The organism is Enterococcus sp. DIV0876 (genome assembly GCF_050529585.1).
GTDB lineage: Bacteria > Bacillota > Bacilli > Lactobacillales > Enterococcaceae > Enterococcus_D.
In genome coordinates this window covers 309,713-330,613 of record NZ_CP172882.1, presented here as the reverse complement: position 1 = coordinate 330,613, position 20,901 = coordinate 309,713, and the positions used below count along the sequence as shown (strand labels likewise).

The window sequence follows — 20,901 nt, the reverse complement described above, 5'->3', positions numbered from 1 at the left end:
CTCTTCCTATCATACCAAAATTTCAGACAAAAAAAAAACCTGTTAAAGGTTCTTTTTTTCATACACACGCACACTGAGGTACTTTTTGTATCTATGGTTTTCATTGATTATTTTCCGCTCTAAATTGCTCTTTGCGAATCTGGTTCACTTTTTCGGTAAAATTGGCCCAATCAATCGGTCTCGGTGGGGCTAACCATAAAATATGATCGATGGCTAATGCACTATAAAAAGGAAGATCAGACAAAATCAATTGCGTATCATCTGTCAGGAAATCTTGAAAGCAGATATTAAGATCAAGAATTTTGACAATATTTTTCTGAATCATTTGATTATAGGCATAGCCAAATGAAAAATCGACACACACATACAGCGGCCCCAAGATTTCTTGCAAAGGAATGATCGAAACCATTAAAATCAAATAACGAAAGAAGAGAAACTCCTTGTTGTTCCAAAAAATTGGGCGATTGCGATTTTTATCCAAATAGTTGCGGCAAAAAGCCGCGTACTCGGGATACATTTCCAAAAAGTATGTCACATCCATATGATGACATTCATACCTTGAGATAAAAGAAAAAGAAAGCAATTGGTAATGGATCGTTGTCATTTCCTTATGTAGTAACACCAATGTATCTGTAGAAAGGTCAAAATGCGGCTCGATTGCTGCAAGGAAATCAGTGTTTAACTGTTGGATATATGGTTGTTCTTGATCAATGTAAGTTTGATTGTCGACCAACCACCCTTCTGCAATCAAAAAGCGGAGAATGTCTTTTGCTTCTCGTTCAAGAATATCTTTTGTCACAGTCGGGGCCAGTTCAACTAACCAAGTCAAGATTTCTTCAATAATCAGCTGATGTTTTGGCAAAACAAGGTCGTTGTCCATGCTGTTTTCCAAAAAATGTCCGTGTAAAATACGAGTGATTACAATACCTAAATACTGTCTCTTTCTGATTTGCATACGGGCTGACTGCTCAGGATCAAACCAAGGCTGATCATTAAATCGAGCAAATGATTGCTGCTTTTCCCTGATTTCTTTTGGAAAAGGAAATTGGTTCAAACTATGATCTTTCATGAAAAAAAGAAATACAAATTCCCTTACTTCTTTTTCTTCACCCACTAACTGAAAATCCTTTGTAATAGCGATATCCGATTCTTTCAGCAGCAACTTAAATTGTTTGAATTCTTTGTAGACAGGATTGTGGCTTAGATAATGGTTGGTCGCAAATTCGTAAAGCGAAGACAGCTGCTCAAAGAAACATTCTTTGAGCATCGAAAACTTTAAAGCTTGATCCAAATAATAAGTCAATAGCGTATCCGAGGTTGCTAATCCAGATGCATTCAATTTGATGACGGTGCCATCAGTGACGATAGCAAACTCTTCATTCAATCCCCATTCATAAAAATCTAGATTCAGCTCTTGGACTGTTTTATTGATAAGAAATTCGGACATAGTTAGTCGCTCCATCAATATTTCTTTGGTTTCAGATAGAGAAACTGCGTTTTCTAAGTATTGAAGGAAGACTAATTTTCGTTTATCCGCTTTATTCAAAAATGTCGCAAACACGCGTTTTCATCCCTCCTTCATTTTTTTGACCATACAGAACATGTCCAGAAAATAAGTAGCATAAACTAGCCAAATAAGAGGCCCTGTCATCCCCATCACCATCAGGATCATTTTCAGGGAGCGCGACATCCATTTTAGGGAGATCATTAGAAAAGACATCCTCTATCATCACACGAGATATGCCATGCTGCTTTCGATCCAACAAGGTGCTTTTTGTGATAATCTCTTTTATTTGTTCACTTTCCGGATTATCCAATGGTTCATCCGGCACCTCTTTTTTAACTACTGCTTGATCGTCTTCGGATACCGCTGTTTCTTCAGGTGCTAGTGGAGGGTCAATGGGCACGATTTCTTCGGAAGGATCTAACGGATTATAAATGGCCGCAAAAACAACTTGATCGGTCATCAGATCCACCATGCCAATAATCATACATGCACCGACAATAAAACCAAATTTGCATTTCACTTTGTACGCCCCCTCTCTTTGATATACCTGTGGCCACATCACTCTACTCATGAAGAGCGATCAATAGATTTATGCACAATCCGCAGACAGCCGCATATGACAACTAAAATAACAATTAGCAGAAACCAATTGAATGGTGTATCTTTACGCCAAATCTTTTTTTGCTTTTGTATCAAGGTTTCAAAAGACTTTTGATCCAAATTACGGTCTACTTTACTGACCTCATCCATTTGTGCGATCTCATCTTGTGGCTCCGCTATAATCACCAGCCGTTCAGTCGTCCGGGAAGGAATAGGACAAGTGATCAAAGTCAGTTGTGCTGCAGATTGTTCTGCAATCACATGTACATCCGTTTCTGCAACGATTTTTTTCTCTGTAATAATATAATTTTTTGCTTGTGCTAGATAGGTCACTGACACGTTCATTCCAACTTGTGCTTCATTCAATAGACCAAATAACAAACGATATCTTCCCAGATGATGACCGACTATGACAAAATTACTTTCCGTCAAATTACGGTGGGGAAACATCACCACACCGCCTTTAAGCATCTGTTGATTTGTCACACCCACCAATAACGGCTGTTGAAAATCGATCGCATCGATTGCAACAAAACCATAAGCGTTTATTGCTGTATCATTCATTGCCACCTCTTTGAGGGTTGGCATCGTAATCGTTTCTTCCTCAGTAATCGTTTGCGGCAGTTGTCTCGCCACTGTTAACTGGCTTTGCTGCAGCTGTATGTTGACGATGGTTTCCTTGAGAAAGGGTAAAGCCAATAACACCACACCGCTAATGATCAACAAATCAATGAGGCGGTTTTCCAATTGCTCACGCTTCATCCGTTTCATGTTTTTTCTTCCGTCGATACCATAGGAGCAGCAAGGCCAACAACAGCAAGAAGCCACCAATCAAGAAGTAGATCCACGTATTGTCGTTTTCAACCGTCACATCTTTATTGTTCAGATCGCGTGCCACATCACCGGTCACTGTAAATTCTTTTTCAAATGTCCATTTATACAGATAGCTTTCTTCTACTCCTTCATTTTGGACTTTATATTCCCCATCTTCACTCTTTTCTCCGTAAGCGACTGATTTCAAAACATACGTTCCAGCTTCCAACCGCTGTCCTTCTAACGAGATTGGGTAAGAAAAACGAGAGTTTGGTGCCACTTGCATCCGTGATGTATCTGTCGCGTACAGCACGTCACTTTGGCCTTTTTTTGTGACTTCGTTGATCAAGCGCAATGAATTCAGATAGGCTGCTTCCGGATTTTGCAGCGTTACATTGATCGTATTACGAGAATTGACTTGTCCTGGAGCGACATCGATCAAATGTAAATCAGGGAGCACTTCTTCTGTGTTTTGACGCAGGAGAATCGCAATTACATAAGCATACTCATTTTTAATGGCCAATCCTTGTTCTTCACTTGCTTCTGTTTCGTCTTCATTGACGGTTTCTTTTAAGGTTAAGCCACCTGCAATCACACCTGTAACACTCTCCGAAGGCATTGTGATTTTTAGCGGCAAAGTGATTTGTGATTGCTTAGGAATCGTAATTTCCTCTGGTACTTCGATTAAATCAGCCATGTTGTATAACAAGGATTCATCTGGTTCAATGTCGTTCACCCCGTACTCAACTACGCCATTGAGATTGGTCGTCGCCGAAGCAATCTCTGGCGCAATCACTACCCCTTGGTCGGTATCGTTCCGCAATTGGACTTCAACTGTTTGGACTGCTCCCGACGCCATTTTCAAGTCAAAATAAGTCTTTTCTTTATCGATCTGGTTTTCTGGAATTACTGGGTTGACAGCAAAATTAAATTCAGAAGCGATCCCTATATTTGGTACTCCTAAAAATAAAATAATCACAAACAGGATTGCCAAAAGCTGCTTGACTTTTTTCATCGTGGATATCCCTTCTTTCTATGTATCCTTTTAGTCCAGTTGGATTGAGGCGGACTAAAAGGCATCTGATGCTTATGGGTTTGTTGGTGTGTCTGTTAATAACCAAGTAAAAGTTGTAGTGTATTGAGTTGCATATTTTGTCGTAGAACCTGGTACTTCCAATTTAATGCTATCCTTTGCTGCTGCTAAGGTATCACCCCAGCTCATTAAATAGGTTCCTGCACCTTCGCCATCTTGGGCACTCATGACTAATGACTGTGCGCCGCTTGGATCAAGTGTCATGGTTTGGCTAGCGTTTGTTGGTTTTGGTGATAAAGAAGGTGTCACAACCGTTCCATTGTTGAAACGAATTTGTGCAGCGGTCAATTCTTGATCTTCCGCTGTTTTGAACTGACCATTTTGTCGGACATTCAACGTCCAGCCACTTTCTGTTCCACGATTGTCTGTCACTTGGACAAAATTTGGCCCTTCTTGTTCTGCTCCCGCTGAATCGACATATTTTTGGGTTTCCGCATGATAGACCTCTGTTTTGGACGTGATTTTTTGTGTACCAAAGTAGAGGCTTGAAGCAAAATCAATCGATAGCGGCCCGTTTGTTCCCGGATTTGGTCCATCTGGGTCTGTTGGATCAACTGGTTTAATTGGATTTTCTGGATCTGGATCCGTTGGATTGATTGGATTTGTTGGATCCGTATTTGGTTCAAAGGTGATTTGTCCATTTGAATTGTATTCTGCGCCGTCTGCTGCTTGTGCCAGCACAGGTGCTGCTAGACTTAGCCCTAATACTGAGAGAAATGCGAATGTTTTTTTCATGTCTATACTCCTTCCTTATCCTTCAGTTCCTGGTGTATCTGATAGTACCCAGGTCAGTGTTGTTGTGTAACTTACCGCATCTTTTGGTGTGCTGCCTGGTACGGAAAGTGCAACAGCTGTGGTAACATCTGCTAGAACATCTTGGTTATCTTGATCTTTTTCAGTAACCGTCTCTACAGTTCCCCAAGCATTGACCCAGGTACCTGCACCGGTTTGATTTTCCGCTGTCATCACCACTGATTCCGCACCGGCTGCATTTAAAGTAATTGCAGATGTAGCAATGGGAGCAGAAACTCCAAAGGCATTTGATCGAACAACAGGATTCGTTAAAGTGATCACTGAGCCAGTCAATTCTTTATTCAACGTTGCATCGTTTTTGAATTGACCATTTTGCTTGACCGATAACCGCCAACCGGCATTGCTGCCGCGATTATCTGTAATTTGAACGTAATTGGCTGTTTTTAACGTAGAGGCTGTGCCATCATCATTCAAATAACCTTGCGCTCGTGCATAATACACTTCATTTTTATTTGAGATTTTATTGACACCAAAATCTAAACTAGAAGCATAATCGATCGATAACGGACCGTTCGTCCCTGAATTCGGTCCATCTGGATCAGTTGGATCCATCGGATTGACTGGATTTTCCGGATCGGGATTTTCTGGATTCACCGGATTCGTAGGATCGGTATTGGGAATAAAATCAACCGCTCCATTCGACGTATAAGAAGCTGCTTCAGCTGCTGAAACTTCTGTTGCTACACTCGTTGCTGCCAATACAGCAAGACTTAAAAAGACCCATGTTGTTTTTTTCATTGATACATAACACTCCTTTTTTATGATCGTTCCTTAATTACCGTCGGTATTGTCTGGTACATTTTTTAAATTCCAAGTCAATGTCGTCCGATATTCTTTTGCTAGTTTTACCGAACGGCCAGGAACGTTTAATTTTACAGCGGTTGCGCCTTCTGCAGCATCGTTACCAAATTTGTAGATCCAAGTGCCCATTCCTTTTCCGACAGGTGCATTGACCAAAGTGACCTCACTATTTGGGACAAAAGTATGACTAGCCGTAACCGTTGGCGCATACTGCATATCTGTGATCGAAGTTGTTGCACCTGCAGCAATTGACAATGCCGCACCATTCAGCTCTTCATTTTCTGCAGTTTTGAATTGTCCGTTTTGGATAACACTCAAAGACCAACCTTCTTGTGTGCCACGTTTGTCCGTTACTTGCACGTAGTTAGGTCCAGATTCTCCAGAAGCGAACGATTGTAATTGCGCATAATAATCTTTGGTTTCAGACGTGATCAATTGGTCGCCAAATTGAAAACTAGAAGCAAAATCAATCGATAATGGTCCAGCAGTTCCTTGGTTCGGCCCATCGGGATCAGTTGGATCGACTGGATCCACAGGTTTTTCCGGATCAGTGGGATCAACCGGATTGGTCGGATTCGTATCCGCTTCAAAACTAATTGCACCATTTGATGAATATTCAGCTGCGTTCGCTGTTGTTTGCAAGAGCGTTATGCTCATTAGCAGAATACCTGCTGTCAAGAAAAGTCTTTTCATTTTTTGTTCTCCTTTTGATTATAATAATTCCTGCTATCAGCAAAATAATCAGACCGCTGTTTTGGTAGCTATTGAGGTGATCTGATCCTGTTGCCGGCAGGATGTTGTTCCCTTTTTGATTGACTTGTTTATTTCCCGGCTGCTCTTTTGGAACCTCTTTTGGTTCCTCAACTGGGTCTTCGTAGACGCCGAAAAATGAAGTCACACCATTACTGTCATATGCACCTGCTTCTGCTGCCGAAACCAGTTGAGGAAACAATAACAGACAGCAGGTCACTGCACTGATCATGATTTTTTTCATTTACTTCCCTGCCTTTTATGGGTTGCCCGGCGCCGAAACTAGTTGCCAACTTAAAGTACCCTGATAATCCCCAACGATTTGCTGTTCGACTGGAACAGTGAGTTGGATACCTTCGTTGTCACTTGCGCTCCAATGCTGGTTCACGACATATGTGCCATTTTCTGTCAGTTCGGTTTCCTCAATAATCATTTCACCACTGGTTATCACCTGTTCTTGACCATTTTTCACAAAGTGGAAGACGTCTGCTAATTGATTTGTCCCAGCCGTCAACGGCTGTTGTTCTTTGACCGTTAAGCGCCATGAACTGCGTTCAGATCCTCTGGTATCTTTCACCGCCAAATCCTCCGTGATCGTTGGCCAATAGGTTTGTGTTGCCGCGGAAACTTTTTGTTGACCGAAATCAAAGGCTGTCGGCACACTGCTTAAGATAAGCTCGCCTGTCACTGCTACATTGACGACTTTTTCTACCAATTGACCATCTGCTTCATAATGGTACGCAGTTGACACATTTTTCAGCAACTCGGCTTCTTCCGCTTGCTGGATAGCCGTGAAGGCTGTTGGTGCCACCGTTGGCCGCGCATTGTCGCGATTGTCAGCAAAGATCGTTGCAGCATTTGTATAGGCTGCTAAATCTTCTTCATCCACAAGTGCATTCGCTTCAGGCAAGGTCAAGCGTACGTCTTTCGCATAGACTGCCAACTGGCGATCATCTGAAAGGACACTTTCATTTCTCACCACAACAAGATTGACTGTCTTTTCACTTTGATTTTGCTCGTTTTCTCCAGCGGTAAACGTGATGGTATGCTTACGATCAATAGCCGTTCCTAAAGGTTCCATTACTTCATTCAATACCTCATCTGACAATGTATCCACAAAAAACGGTCGTCCTTTGGCTTCAAGAAACACCAATGCTTGTTCTCTAGTCAGCATTTCGGCTTCTTGCTCAGTAATGATGACATTGCGGGCATTGACTTCGGCTTGATTTGAATACTGTATGCGGATGTCATAACTGTATTCTCCGTCAGGACTGGTCCAATCGACAGGCTCTGAATCGGCATGTTCCGACAGTAATTGATCTTCACTATCGATGTTGCTTGACTTGATTTGTCCAGCATACAGCCATGAGCCGGTTTGTTCGGTTTCAGGTGTAAATGTGAGTGTCGGCAAGTTCGTTCCTGTGTATGGGATCAGCAAACGTCCTTTTTGGACTTGTACTCCGGCTTGCTCAGTTCCCCATGCCCGCAGTGGTACCGGTTCATTATTTTCCATAACTTCCCCCACGTTATGACTAATAGCACCTGAACCATTTGCGATTCCTGGTGTTTCAACTTCATAATTAATAATTGAACCTGGAATCGCAATTCCAAAGCCATTTAATACATTGCTCACATCACTATCACCAATCAAAGTTTTACCTGTCGTTATTTCAATTCCACTAAAGTTGGTAGGTGTGATTGCACGTGCGTTTTCTCCATTTGGATTCACGGTCAGTACCTGATAGGCACTAACAGTACCAAACCATGTGCCTTGACTATTCACTCGAGCAGCTGCATCATTGGTGGTTGTTTTTAGCCAAGTTAAATGATCTTTATCGGTATCTGGTGTTGCGAAATCCGAGATATTGATTCGTCCTGTTCCCGGTGGCGATTCGATCGTTCCTTCATCTTCCACCGTCAGCTTCGCTCCTGAGATTAGATTGGCCGCGGAAGAAATACCGATGCCGGCATTTTTAGAAAGGTGGATATCTCCGAATTGATTGTAAGTGGCTGCATGATTGGCAGCAGTGGCTGAACGACCATTTTTGATGTCTCCCCCGTTGACCATTAGTTTGATCCCATTTGTCACGTTTAATTCAGTAAAATTGACAATCCCAAGGCCAGTCACAGCGATTGGCTCTGTTTGATAAGAGGCTGTCCCATCAACATTTTCCCCAAAATGCATCTTCACTTGATTACTGCTGTTTGCAATGATCGTATTGGTAAAGTTATCTGAACTACTTCCTCCTGATATCCCACCGAAACTTTTTGCTCCTTGAACCCGCATTTCCACATTTTTTAAGATTTGGCTGGATGAAATAATCGAGTGATAACTAGCATACAAGAGACCAATACTTGATCCCTCTGCTTGAATGTTCATGTAAATTTGACCACTTCTTGAGTTGCTGGCAGTCAGACAGCCATCCCCATAGATTCTTGCACCATTCAAAGCATCCGAACCTGGCTTCATGTAAATATTCAATGTGATTGTATTGGAAGCGTCGGTTCCAATAGTACCTCTGTTGGATATCGCGTGCCCTCCAGCGATGTATGTTGCAGGAAGTAAATGGAACTGTCCTTCATATTCCCTCACATCAATTGTTACATTTGTATTTCCCAGCACAGAGCTCGAATTGATAAAGCCTCCATAAATTCCTTTTTGACCACTTCTTGGATTCCCTGAAAAATCACCGCCATAGATAGCAATTTTAGAATCTCCTGTTACTGTTGAATTTGCATTTAATGCATAACCAGCTGCTACTGAAGCATTGATTACACCATCATAAATATTTACAGAAACATTTCCAACAATTTTTTTATCGTTGTACTGTCCTCCAAGTACCCTGTTGTCAACTTGTCCTCCGTACACAGTACTTGTGCTATTACCAAACACACGTCCCCCATTTTCTCCAGCTCCTGTTAACTCTCCTACGATACCTGCCTTTAAAACAACATTCGTATTTCCTTCAACTACGCCAGTGAAAGGTCCTCCATACACAGTATTAGCTATGGCATTATTAATGATCGTGTGTGTATCTCCCTTGACATACACATTCCATGTATTGGTACTTCCTGACATACCACTACTAGCAATATAAAAATTGTTTTCAGCCGAAAAAGTATTGCGATTAGGTGAATAATAAACTTCTGTGGCATTTGGTTGCTCCCCTGTATAAACCATTCCTTCACCACCGACTAAACCACCTTCATTACTAGTCCCTAGTTCAATAACTACATCCCCTTCTATGTAACCGCTGACACCGGCTGCTGTAGTTCGCTTTGTGTTATAATTTCCAAATGAACCACTGACGAGATGGGAATGGATGTCACCAAGAATTTTTTGGTTTGCATTATTGAAAGCTAAATTTGCACGTTCCTCTGGAGTATAAGAATCATAAATCGTTTCATCTGTACCTCCAAGTGTTGCCTTTGTAAGGCTTGTACCAACGATAGATTCATAACCACCATGAAAATCACCTATTCCACCTTGTTCAGGGTTCAATCCAGCTTTTACTGTATTCGAAATGCTGCCCGTGATAGTACCTTCCTGACTATTTCCTCCTGCAAAGCTTGGACCAACAGTCTCATGTTGGGAAGTATCTACCTTATTTTTTATGGCAAACTCTTCTTTACTAGACCCAACGTCTCCTCTTGTGGAACCGCCAATAAACTTTGCTGTTCGACTCGTCCAACCGCCAGCACCAGATATATCATTTGTTATTGAACCATTAATCGTACCATTGGAGACCCCTCCATAATACGAGCCAAAACGAAATGAATTTGCTGAAGTATCAATGTTAAAAATATTTACGATAGATCCTGTCACATTTGCAGTTGTACCCGCAGCTTGTTGCCCAACTCCTCCGCCATGGAAGTACGTTAATGTACCATTGATTTTTTTGATAACATTAGTGATATTACCATTCACTGTGCCAGCATAGGCTCCGCCTGAAAGCCAGCGTATTCCACCCAGTGTATTGTTTATCAAGATAGTTGGATTACCTGTCAATGTTCCTCCATCACGATTACCTCCATAAATAGACCATGATCCAGTACCAGTCGCATTAATGGTAATCGTTGGATCACCTGTTACATCACCGCTGTGGCTTCCGCCATAAATAGTAAGTCCATTCCCAGTAGAACCACCGTTCAAAGAAAGACTATTCCCATTCATATACATAGTAGTACCGGTGTAATTGAGATTTCTAATCACAACATCAGAACCAAAGTTGATTGTCGTACCTAGTGCGACAGTTCGACTGCCAGAAGTCAATATCGTCGTGTCAGTGATTGGATCATCTCCATGACCTGTCAGAATCAGACGGCTAATTTTTCCTTGCAACGCATAGAAGGTCATATTCGTATTATCAACTGCATCTGGAATCGTCTTTGAGGTCAGCGTCGCTGGCAATGTTAGAGATTCTCCAGAGCCAACATACAAAGCAAATTCTTGTCCATTGCCATTTTGATACATGTCAAATAACGCTTGTCGAATCCCTCCCGCACTGTTGGTATATTCAGCATAAGCTGAACCATCCCCCGCCGGACTAGGTACAGCGATCACTTTTGTTTTATCAGCCTCGTCAATAATCTCTTTAATCGATTGATCTGCCAACGAGATGTCTGCCTCCCGACTTTTGACAGAGGTCTTAAAAACTGCTATTAAGATTTGATTTTCAGTGATAGTCCGTTCTATCAGTTCTTCGCTCGTATAAATCGTGCCATCTAGTGACCATCCTTCAAAAGAAGTGGCATCTTCAAAAACTGGCAAATCATTTTCTTGTAGCACTTCCCCTTTGTTCTTAATAATCTGAACGCTGGTTTTCCCTGTAGCAAATATGCGGTCGGCATCCGTCTGAAAAATGACCTGAACTTCTTCTGCAACTTCAGAAGAATCCTCTGAATCAGAAGAAGGCGATTCAGTGACCACTACATTCGAGTCTGATGAAACTGGGTCAATGGATTCTTGCATCTTTGTTTCCTTAGTCTCTTCCAGATTTTCTGATGATGAAATAACAGGTTCAGAAGAAGACATAACTTGTTCTTCACTGGTTTTTGTAAAGCTTTCGGCTTGTGCCATTATCATTGCATATGAAAAACATTGTACTGATGTTACTAGAAAAACAAGTAGAGTTATTAAAAACCGTTTCACTTTATCCCTCCTATCTGAAAAATTATTGAGTAGTACACATCCTGTCTTACGACTCTAAGTTTACCGAAAACAAGAAACATAATTATAATTATTTTTTTCGCTAACCAAAAATTATGATTATAATCATAATTTCATAATCAATGAATAAATACTTTATATTTTATAACGAGAATACATAAAAAAATGTCAATTTCACCTTAATAAAATTCTATTTATTCAAATTTAAAATAAATAATATTTCTAAATCATACAAAAATAAAATGATAAATCAATAGCAAAAATGATTTTTTGATTAGAAAAATAATTACTTGAAATGAATAAATCAATTAACCAAACAATTGATAACAATTGTTTCTAAAATGATTATTTATCCTTCAGTAACCGTTTTCTCTTTACGCACAGTAAATGATAATAATATTATTATCTTTTAATCATCCTTTAGAATCTCCCTATGATTTATTTCATATAAAATAACAAAAAACAAAAAATATATTTTTTGTTTAAATCTGTATTCAACAAAAAAATATATAAATACTTAAATAATAGGAACCGTTATTCTTTAGAATAACCAAAAAAAGCATTGAACAACATGTGTTGTTCAATGCTTTTTTTCTACGGATTCGATCTGCAGCTAGACGAACGATCCGCCATCCACAAAAGTGGTATAAATATGTTCATCTTCCACTGGATCTCCTTGGATCGCATGAATGATTTTTTCAGCAGCGACCATTCCCCATCGATGCTTCGAATAAGCAATCGTTGCTAAGCGCGGTTCGACAAATGCCCCTAATTCCGTATTATCAAAACCAATGATCCGGATATCTCTCCCTATTTGATAGTTCGTTTCCCGGACATATTTGTACACACCAATTGCCATCTCATCGTTAAAAGCAAAAATGTCGATTGGCCATTGTTCAGGCGCGGCCAATAGTTGTTGAGCTGCTCGATATCCTGAAGGTTCCGTAAAATCCCCGGGGATCACTTCATAAGGAATGCCAAACCGCGTCAATTCTTTGGTACTAGCTTCCAACCGCTCATGGCTATCATAACCGGTTTCAGGTCCGGCCAGCAAATGGACCTTTTTGCTTTTTCCTGCGATCAACTTATCGATTGCTAGTGCAGCACCGCCTTTATTGTCTAATAGTACTTGATAAACATTCTCATGAGACATGACTCGATCCAAGACGACGATTTGATGGCCCCGTTGTGCATATTGCAAGATCTCGTCTGACGGGAAAGACCAATCCAAAATGATGGCACCATCGATCATGCGTTCCGGGATAAACAAATGTGATTTTTTGCCGCTGCAAACGATCATTTCATAGCCGAAAAGTTCTAAGCCTTTCTTGATTCCATCTAACAGTTCTCCATAAAAACTGCCGGCGTAGTCTGCCAAATAGACGCCAATGATATTAGTTTGTCGGCGTTTTAGTGTGCGAGCTGCCATGTTCGGAACATAATTCAATTCCTTCGCGATCGCTTGGATACGCGAACGGGTTTCCTCAGTTACTTTGGGACTGCCATTTAGTGCGTACGATACGGTTGAAATGGAAACACCCGCTTGCTGGGCAATATCTTTGATTCCTACCATGGCTTCTCCTTTCTAACGATAAATATCGATTGTATTGTCACTATCATTGAATTTTTGGCAGATCGATTCTTTTTCAAATTGAATCGCTCCTTGCCGATAGCGATTTTCTGCAAAGTTCAGCGGCATCTCTTGCCCATTAATAACGACCTTTGTCTCTGTCGCTTCATGAAAGACCAGCTTGACTGGACGATCGTATACTTGATAGGTCATAGATAGACCATCTAGTTCTGCTGGCAATACCGGATCCAACTCGAGATGGTCGACATATTCACGGATGCCCAATACTTGACTGATCAATTGGTTGAGATAAATACCTGGCCCGCTAGAATAAATCCGCCAGCCGCCTTTTACCCCCACCGTTCCTTCTTTTAGTTTACCAAAATTTTCTTGTGCTTGGTACCTTGTTTTGAAGTCGCCGTCAGAACTGCTGAAGTAGGTATTGGCTTGGCGTAGTTCAGCATTTGGCACACGTTCTTTGATTTGGATTGGATTGATGACACCTAATCCTTGCCAAGTTTCTTGCTTATTGCCTAATTTAGCCATTGCTTCTGTGAAACGAATGTGGGCATGGACATACTGCAAGCCAATCTCACGACCAAAGTTCGCTGCTTGTTCCGCCCGTTTGAAGTTGGTGCTAACACCACCTTGATACTGCGCTGGACGATTCATCAAACGTACACCATCCGGAAATTGCAGATGCGTTTTAATGATTGCCAAGTGGTGCTTGGCTTCTTCAGGTGTCAGCAATTCACCAATCATGCTTTGCTGCATTGGCAGCAGCCGGTATTGGATCCCCGTTTTCTGATCTGTTGGATGAACCATCAACTCAACATGTTTGTCATCTTCCATATAGACAAAACCTGGCAAGGTACCATCGGCGAGCATATAGGTTTCAAAATCTTTTTGGACACCCGCCGCCAATGTTAAAAGATGATCTGCATAATCGGCATCATAAGTTGCCAACTGCTGAGCGAATTTTTTCAAGACTTCATAAGTCAGCGCGACGGTCCAACTGCTGGCCATTTGTTTTTTCAACTTGCTATTGTTTGGCTGTAAAGTATCATCCCAGTCTCCATCGCCATAGCAAGACAAATAGGTGCCCGGCAAGAAATTGGCCTCAATGTATGCCACTTCTTTCTTTAAATGATCGAACAAACTGGCGGAGGTTGTTTTTTCAAAACTTTGTCGATCTGTATATGCAATTTGTTTTTCTAAGATTGCATAATCTTTGGTTTTTTCTAAATAATCGCTGACAACTTTCATTGGCCAAACAATCACGTCGCCATGACTTTCATCGGCTTTTTGTTTTTCATAGCGATCAAACATAAACCATTGTGGCCAGTTGCCATCATCTTCAAATTGATTTTCAAACAGATGTTCAATGATCGATGCCACCATTTCTGGACGATTTAAGGCCAAAAAATATTCCGTTGGGCCTTGCGATACATCTCGGGTTCCCCAGGCGGCGCCACCATACTGTTCCAACCCATGAGGAGACAAATAATGGACCAGCATATTGTGGGTATACCACCGTGCCAGCAAATTGACGGAGACGACATCGGCTTGATCATGCTGCAACTCAAATTGGCGCAAGAGCGTATTGATAAAATCCGTATAGACTCGATCTTCTTCTTTGTAGGCACTGGTTTGTGCTTCATACGGTGCCTGTTCTAATGTACCTTGGATGACAAATGATACATCCGATTCCAGTTCAAACCGCAAGACTGTCAGTGTTGCTTCATTGCTGATTGGCGTCACATTGAATAAGGACTCATTTTCTACTGTAAAGGGCTGTTCAGCTGCTAAGTAGTACGTTAAATCTGGATATGCTTCATGGATAGGTGATGCAGCAGATGCTTTGATCGTCAACAATCGGTCTAGGGCTTCAATTGCAACAGTCGGTGCACTATCATCGACACCCATCACGAATTGATTGCTGATAGCCCACGTATATGCGCGTTGTTGTTCACTATGGATCGTCGTAGTGAATTGACGTCCATGCAGCTGACTAAAGGTGGTGACTTTGATGACATCATCGGTCAATTTGTAGTACCAAGTAGCTGAGTTCAAGCCCATCTCAAACGCAGAAGGCATGGTCAGGATTCGCCATTGACCTGCTTCTTTGAGGTAGATTCGTTGTCCCGACTGTTTGATTAGATTCAAGGCATTGCGGCTATTGCTCAATAATTTGTTCATGGATGTATTTCCCAGCACGATCTGCGAATGAAAAATACCGCTCATATAGGCAGTGGTACTCATGATCGGTTGGTCCACGGTCAATGATTGCCCACTCAAAAGAATATGTCCATGGCTGCGTTCCATATAGGCTTCTTTGTCCTTCAATACGACATGGTGGTAGTTGTCTGTAAAGAAAGAATACGTTTGGCCATTGACTGTTTCAATTGCTTGTTGATGCGGAAAACGCGCAGCAATTTCAGCTTCTGTAAAGGTTTCGCCTACCACAACTGGCCCTAAATGTTTTGCAGGCAGCGTGCGACCAGCTAGGTTTTCAAACACCAATTGCTCATATTGTGCGTGCAGTGCCTCCACTGAAAACTGCGGCTTGTTTACAGCTTCGGTTTGGTCTTCTTTGAATGCGGCATAAAAGACCAATTCCGTCGGTGTTTCACTTAGTTCCAACCATTGACTTTGTAAGGCAATATAAGCGAACTCATATTGATAGACTTCATTAGGCAGCAGCTCTTGTTGTAAAGCTTCTGGTATGTTGGTGACTTTATAGCTTCTTCCAAAAAACTGATAGCCATCTGTGGCATACCCTTTCAGTGATTGAAAACTGCCGTGTTCAACCAATGGGAACCGCCCATTTTGTGGTTGATTTTGGCGAGAGGAAACCGTGATTCGTCCTTGGTCTTCGGTCACATGATGATCGACATATTGCGAAACATACGCTTCATTTGATTGCACAGCACCTTTAGCGGCATTGCCCAGATCTTGTCCGTAGACAATGTCGGCTTTTCCGCTTCCGCTTAAACGGACACGCCAAAACCAAACATTTTCTGCCAATTGAAAATCAACTTGATAGCTAACGGATCGATAAATGCCAGACCATTGTAATTGATGTTCGTTGTACCCAAAGGTACTCTTCGCATTCGAGCCAATCAATGGCGTAAAAGAAATCTCACCCTCTTCTTCGATACGCAGATATAGTTGATTCAAGCTGCCATCTAATGGATTCCCGTTTAACTGATTGATCATGATCTCATGGCTTTGGATCTCATATAAATCGCCTGTAGGTAAAAAGACAGCTGTCGTATCAGCATTGGCTACTTGAATTTTTTTCGTCATAAAAACCATCCTATCTTAAACTAATTGCAGTGTTGTTTCTTGCAGATCACGACTATTTGGCCCAACCATGATCTTGAATTGTCCAGTGTCACTCGCCACTTGCTGATTGCTGTGAACATAACGCAACTGGGTTTCAGTGAGGCTGAAGGTTACTTCTTTGACTTCACCCGCAGCCAATGTGACTTGCTGGAAGTCTTTCAATTCTTTGACTGGACGCACGACTTCGCCGACCATATCTCGGATATATAATTGGACTGTTTCAGTAACTACGTGTTCCCCCTCGTTTTTAACGGTCACAGAAATGTGCGCCGTTTGTTGCGCATCAATTTGTGCTGTATCGATGGCAAGTGCTGTGTAAGTGACCGGACTATAACTTAGACCAAAACCGAAAGGATATTTGGCATCATTCGAGACATCCAAATATTTCGATACATATTTTTCATCCGGTGCTTTTTCATAAGGACGTCCAGTATTGTCCACATTGTAGTAGATCGGTACTTGGCCCACAGTTTCTGGGAAAGACATGCTCAAACGACCACTTGGATTGCCATCCCCCCATAAAATCTCTGCCAATGCGCTGCCCCCTTCAGTACCAGGGAACCATGCCTCAACGATCCCTTGGGCTTGATCGATTGCTTGCAGATCTAATGGCCGTCCGTTGAACAACGTCACCACGATGTTTTCATTGTGCTGCTTCAACGTCTCAAACAATCTCCGTTGTGCTTCTGGCAGTCGAATATCACTACGACTAGCTGCTTCCCCGCTCATCCATTCTTGTTCGCCTAATGCTAAGACAACTTTATCAGCTTGCTGAACGAGTGCGATTGCTTCGTCGATGGCCGCGTCACTTGGTGCGAAATAATCAAATGGCTCAGTACCATAAATAATCTTCGCACCAAGCGCTTGGGCACCTTCTACAAGATGGACCACTTCTTCTTGTTTGCCTTGCCATGACCAAGCACCCAGTAAATCTCTTGATTGGGCACCGGGACCGACGATTGCCACCTTCTCATCTGTCTTGAATGGCAAGATCCCCTCATTCTTGAGGAGCACCATTGATTTTTTGGCAATATCTTTCGCGATCATGCGATGATTCTCCGAAAGCACCACAGCGGCTTCGGCAGTTTCATCGGCACCCCGATAAGGATTTTCGAATAAGCCCAAGTCATTTTTGAGGGTTAGGATCCGCAAGACCGCATCATCTAACAACGCTTCGTCGACCGTTCCTTCTTCAATCAATTCTTGCAGATGATCTGTATAACAGGTCGTCATCATTTCAATATCGACCCCTGCTTTGATTGCCAGTTCAGCGGCTTGCTTTTCATTCTCCGCTGCACCATGGGCGATGATTTCTATGATCGCGCCCCAGTCAGAGATCACAACACCTTCAAAGCCAAATTCTTTTCGCAAGACATCTCTAAACAACCAGCGATTGGCAGTTGCTGGAATGCCATCCACCGTATTGAAAGACGTCATGACCAATTTCGCACCAGCATCCAGAGCTGCTTTGTAGCCTGGCAAATAGCTCTCCCGCAATTGCCTTTCAGACATATTGACTGTATTGTAATCACGACCGCCGATCGCTGCACCATAAGCTGCGAAGTGTTTGACACAAGCAGCCACCCGATTGACATCATTGGTCAAGTCATCCCCTTGATAGCCTTTGACAAAAGCCTCCGCAAATCGACCGTTCAGATACGCATCTTCCCCAGTTGATTCCATGACACGCCCCCACCGTGGATCGCGTACCAAATCGACCATGGGTGAAAATGTTACGTGCAACCCTGATACTGCTGCTTCTTTGGCTGACACTTCCGCCATTTGTTCGGCTGCTTGCAGATTCCATGAGCTGCCTAAAGCAAGAGGGATCGGGAAAATCGTCCGAAAGCCATGGATGATGTCTGCCATTAAAATCGTCGGGATATGTAACCGATTGTTTTTGATGTAGTCCTTTTGGACACGAATGGCCTCTTTGGCACCTGAGACACCTAGTGTGGTCCCAGCATTATTGATATTTTCTTGGGTCAACCCTAAGTCGCTCATCGGACCAGTTTTTTCTTCTGCTTTATCTGAATAAAATGCCGCCGCCAATTGCAGCAGTTGATCGACTTTTTCTTCGATCGTCATTTCTGAAAGTAATGCTGTCAGTTGTTGTTTTTTCATTTTTCATCCACCTTTTTTTCTTCAAATCGTAGTTCTGCTTCTAGCGGGAAGTGATCCGATGGAAAGCGTCGGTCACAGGCATCGGTTAGACAGGCGGTTTTTACCACTGTAAATCCCTTGGTGTAGATATAATCGATTTCCTCTAATTCTGACCAGGGCATGTTGTAATCGAAATTTTGATAAGATCCCTTTGGCCCATAATGGGGTTGTTCCCCGTGTTCTTTGGCATTGCTAAATAGTGTCGCTAGATAATCGTGCACATCTTCTGTTCTTTCCGCGTTCAAATCACCCATCAACAGTACCGGATAGATACTGATTTTATCCGCTAAACGGGTCAAGATCACTTTCATTCCTTCAAAACGGGCGATTTCTGAAATATTATCCAGATGCGTCGAGATCACCAAAAATGCCGGTCCTTCTTTTGGTTCCAAAATTGCCCAGATACACAATCGGGTATATGCAGCCTCCGGATGGATGCTTGGCTGATCTGGTGTCAACGACAACCAAAACGATCCTGAGTCCATTAAAGAATAATCGCTGGGTTTGTAATATAAGCCAATTCCTTCTCCTTGACCATCACCATCTCGCTCAGCAGTGATGCTTTGGTATTGTGTCAGTGTTTGCAGATCTGCAATTTGTGTGGGACGGATTTCTTGTACTGCCAACAACGACCAGTCATGATAGTTGATTAGCTCCAATACCTTATCAGACCGATAACGCCATTGCCAATCTTGGTCAAAGTCGGTATCGACACGCAAATTATAAGTGGCTACTTTCATTGTCTGTCATTCCTTCTGCTTGTCTTTTGATAATAATCTTTTTACTTGTTGCATCTCCCGACGGATTTGTATGGCTTCACCACCACCGTGGCCTTTATTTAAATAGATCATCAACTGTTTGGGTGCGCGAATTTTTTTATAGGAAACGAAGAAGTCAGCCATCGGGCAAATCGGATCCTTGCTGCCAACTGACGCAAAGACCGGACCAGTGATTTGTTGCGCCACATATTGCAAGTCATAATAAGACATCACATCTTTGATCTGCGCAGCCAACTCTGGATGCGCTACACAGTAGTCTTGGATCACTGCATAACTGCCGGTTCTTTGGGCTAACCGATTCAGAATATTGGAATGGCTTGGTACATCCGCAAAGGTAGCAAAAATCGGGCTTGTAGCCAACGCATTGACCCACAAGGCAACCCCTCCGCCTTGCGAACCGCCTCGCAAGATCACGTGGTTTTGATCAACCTCAGATAATGCTTGTGCAACTTCTAGCGATCGCAGACTATCTGCGATCAATCGCTTCATATAAAAATCTTCTTTTTTTAAAATCCCTCTGCCAAAAGGCAGCGGATGCTGCGTCGTTTCATAAGGAACATGATCCTGCGTTTTTCCGCCTTGCCCGCGATTGTCGATGACTAAGCACCCACAACCAATCAAAGGCCAATGGGCAAACTGAAATGGTTCTTGCAGATGATTCATATACCCTAAAAATTCAATGACCAATGGACACTGTTTCGTTGTTTGGGGAAGCAATAAGAAACCATGAATCGTTTCATTCCCTAAACTTTGAAATGAGATCTGATAACAGTCAATATCTTTTAATAGTGGAACCATTTGTTTTTTCTTTAATTGCAGTGGAATCGATTGTATTTCTGCACGGACTTGTTGCCAAAATTGCGTTCTTTTAGCGGCTGTGTTTGTCATACAATGGCTCCTTTGCTAATACTTTGTTGAAGAACATCATTTGAACATATGCTGATCCGGAAATACCTAAACAAATAAATAAAAACAAATTGATTTTACTGCAAAGAACAAATAACACGATCGGGATCACGAGTAAGATAATGGCATTGGCGGTACTGCTTAAAACGGCATAGGCTGTCTCTTTCATTGTTTCCTTCACCGATTGCTGGAATAAACTGTATAAGATGATAAACACAACCAAAAACAATCCTGCTAAGCTGACCAAAATAACAGACAAGACACCAAAGTATGGGGTGACCATCATCAAGCTATAAATGATTGCCGCGACACCCACTACATAGCCTGTTGCGATGCCGGTCAATTGAAACCCTCGCTTGAGATTGCGGACAAACGCTTGACGGTATCTGTGCCATACGGGCAAATCTTTTTCATCAAGAAGCTGCCCAATCGTTTGATAGAGGGCTATCACTGCCGGCCCTGCAAAAATGATCGTCATCACTGGTAGCATAAAGAGAAAACTAAGTATGATCAGGTCTGCCAAAAAAGCAAACACCCGGTAGTACCATCCTTCATAAGAAAATAGTTGTTTCATGGTAAACCTCCAAT

General features: G+C 42.2%; 15 protein-coding genes. All 15 read right to left on the bottom strand.

Annotation, left to right across the window (positions count from 1 at the left end):
• Positions 1-100 precede the first annotated feature (100 nt).
• Positions 101-1,561: a helix-turn-helix domain-containing protein gene (locus IGI41_RS01635; protein ID WP_430610902.1), complete on the bottom strand. Its 1,461-nt coding sequence runs from the start codon at positions 1,559-1,561 to the stop codon at positions 101-103.
• Positions 1,539-2,027: a hypothetical protein gene (locus IGI41_RS01630; protein ID WP_430610901.1), complete on the bottom strand. Its 489-nt coding sequence runs from the start codon at positions 2,025-2,027 to the stop codon at positions 1,539-1,541. The genes IGI41_RS01635 and IGI41_RS01630 overlap by 23 nt, the downstream gene beginning before the upstream one ends.
• Positions 2,028-2,074: 47 nt before the next feature.
• The gene (locus IGI41_RS01625; RefSeq protein WP_430610900.1) at positions 2,075-2,878 is read right to left on the bottom strand and encodes a class A sortase; all 804 of its coding nucleotides are present in this window, start codon (positions 2,876-2,878) and stop codon (positions 2,075-2,077) included.
• Complete coding sequence (locus IGI41_RS01620; protein WP_430610898.1) at positions 2,859-3,935, bottom strand: DUF916 and DUF3324 domain-containing protein; 1,077 nt, start codon at positions 3,933-3,935, stop codon at positions 2,859-2,861. The genes IGI41_RS01625 and IGI41_RS01620 overlap by 20 nt, the downstream gene beginning before the upstream one ends.
• A gap of 72 nt (positions 3,936-4,007) precedes the next feature.
• Positions 4,008-4,748 (bottom strand): WxL domain-containing protein, encoded by a 741-nt coding sequence (locus IGI41_RS01615; RefSeq protein ID WP_430610896.1) that lies wholly within the window; start codon positions 4,746-4,748, stop codon positions 4,008-4,010.
• A 15-nt stretch (positions 4,749-4,763) separates the two neighbouring features.
• Positions 4,764-5,564 carry a WxL domain-containing protein gene (locus tag IGI41_RS01610; RefSeq protein WP_430610895.1) on the bottom strand — a complete coding sequence of 267 codons (801 nt, stop codon included), beginning with the start codon at positions 5,562-5,564 and terminating at the stop codon, positions 4,764-4,766.
• Between the two features lie 33 nt (positions 5,565-5,597).
• The gene (locus IGI41_RS01605; protein WP_430612669.1) at positions 5,598-6,284 is read right to left on the bottom strand and encodes a WxL domain-containing protein; all 687 of its coding nucleotides are present in this window, start codon (positions 6,282-6,284) and stop codon (positions 5,598-5,600) included.
• Positions 6,244-6,621, bottom strand: a complete 378-nt coding sequence (locus IGI41_RS01600) for an LPXTG cell wall anchor domain-containing protein (RefSeq protein ID WP_430610893.1) — start codon at positions 6,619-6,621, stop codon at positions 6,244-6,246. The genes IGI41_RS01605 and IGI41_RS01600 overlap by 41 nt, the downstream gene beginning before the upstream one ends.
• 15 nt (positions 6,622-6,636) lie before the next feature.
• On the bottom strand, positions 6,637-11,463 hold the full coding sequence (locus IGI41_RS01595) for a WxL domain-containing protein (protein WP_430610891.1): 4,827 nt from the start codon (positions 11,461-11,463) through the stop codon (positions 6,637-6,639).
• 697 nt (positions 11,464-12,160) lie between these two features.
• On the bottom strand, positions 12,161-13,120 hold the full coding sequence (locus IGI41_RS01590; RefSeq protein WP_430610890.1) for a LacI family DNA-binding transcriptional regulator: 960 nt from the start codon (positions 13,118-13,120) through the stop codon (positions 12,161-12,163).
• A gap of 12 nt (positions 13,121-13,132) precedes the next feature.
• Positions 13,133-16,426 carry a GH36-type glycosyl hydrolase domain-containing protein gene (locus IGI41_RS01585; protein WP_430610888.1) on the bottom strand — a complete coding sequence of 1,098 codons (3,294 nt, stop codon included), beginning with the start codon at positions 16,424-16,426 and terminating at the stop codon, positions 13,133-13,135.
• Positions 16,427-16,441: 15 nt separating this feature from the next.
• Complete coding sequence (locus tag IGI41_RS01580; RefSeq protein ID WP_430610887.1) at positions 16,442-18,589, bottom strand: glycoside hydrolase family 3 N-terminal domain-containing protein; 2,148 nt, start codon at positions 18,587-18,589, stop codon at positions 16,442-16,444.
• Positions 18,586-19,368, bottom strand: coding sequence for an endonuclease/exonuclease/phosphatase family protein (locus IGI41_RS01575; RefSeq protein WP_430610885.1), 783 nt, complete (start codon positions 19,366-19,368; stop codon positions 18,586-18,588). Before IGI41_RS01575 ends, IGI41_RS01580 begins: the two co-directional genes overlap by 4 nt.
• 6 nt (positions 19,369-19,374) lie before the next feature.
• Positions 19,375-20,295: an acetylxylan esterase gene (locus IGI41_RS01570; RefSeq protein ID WP_430610883.1), complete on the bottom strand. Its 921-nt coding sequence runs from the start codon at positions 20,293-20,295 to the stop codon at positions 19,375-19,377.
• Positions 20,276-20,887: a DUF624 domain-containing protein gene (locus IGI41_RS01565; protein WP_430610882.1), complete on the bottom strand. Its 612-nt coding sequence runs from the start codon at positions 20,885-20,887 to the stop codon at positions 20,276-20,278. Before IGI41_RS01565 ends, IGI41_RS01570 begins: the two co-directional genes overlap by 20 nt.
• Positions 20,888-20,901 lie beyond the last annotated feature (14 nt).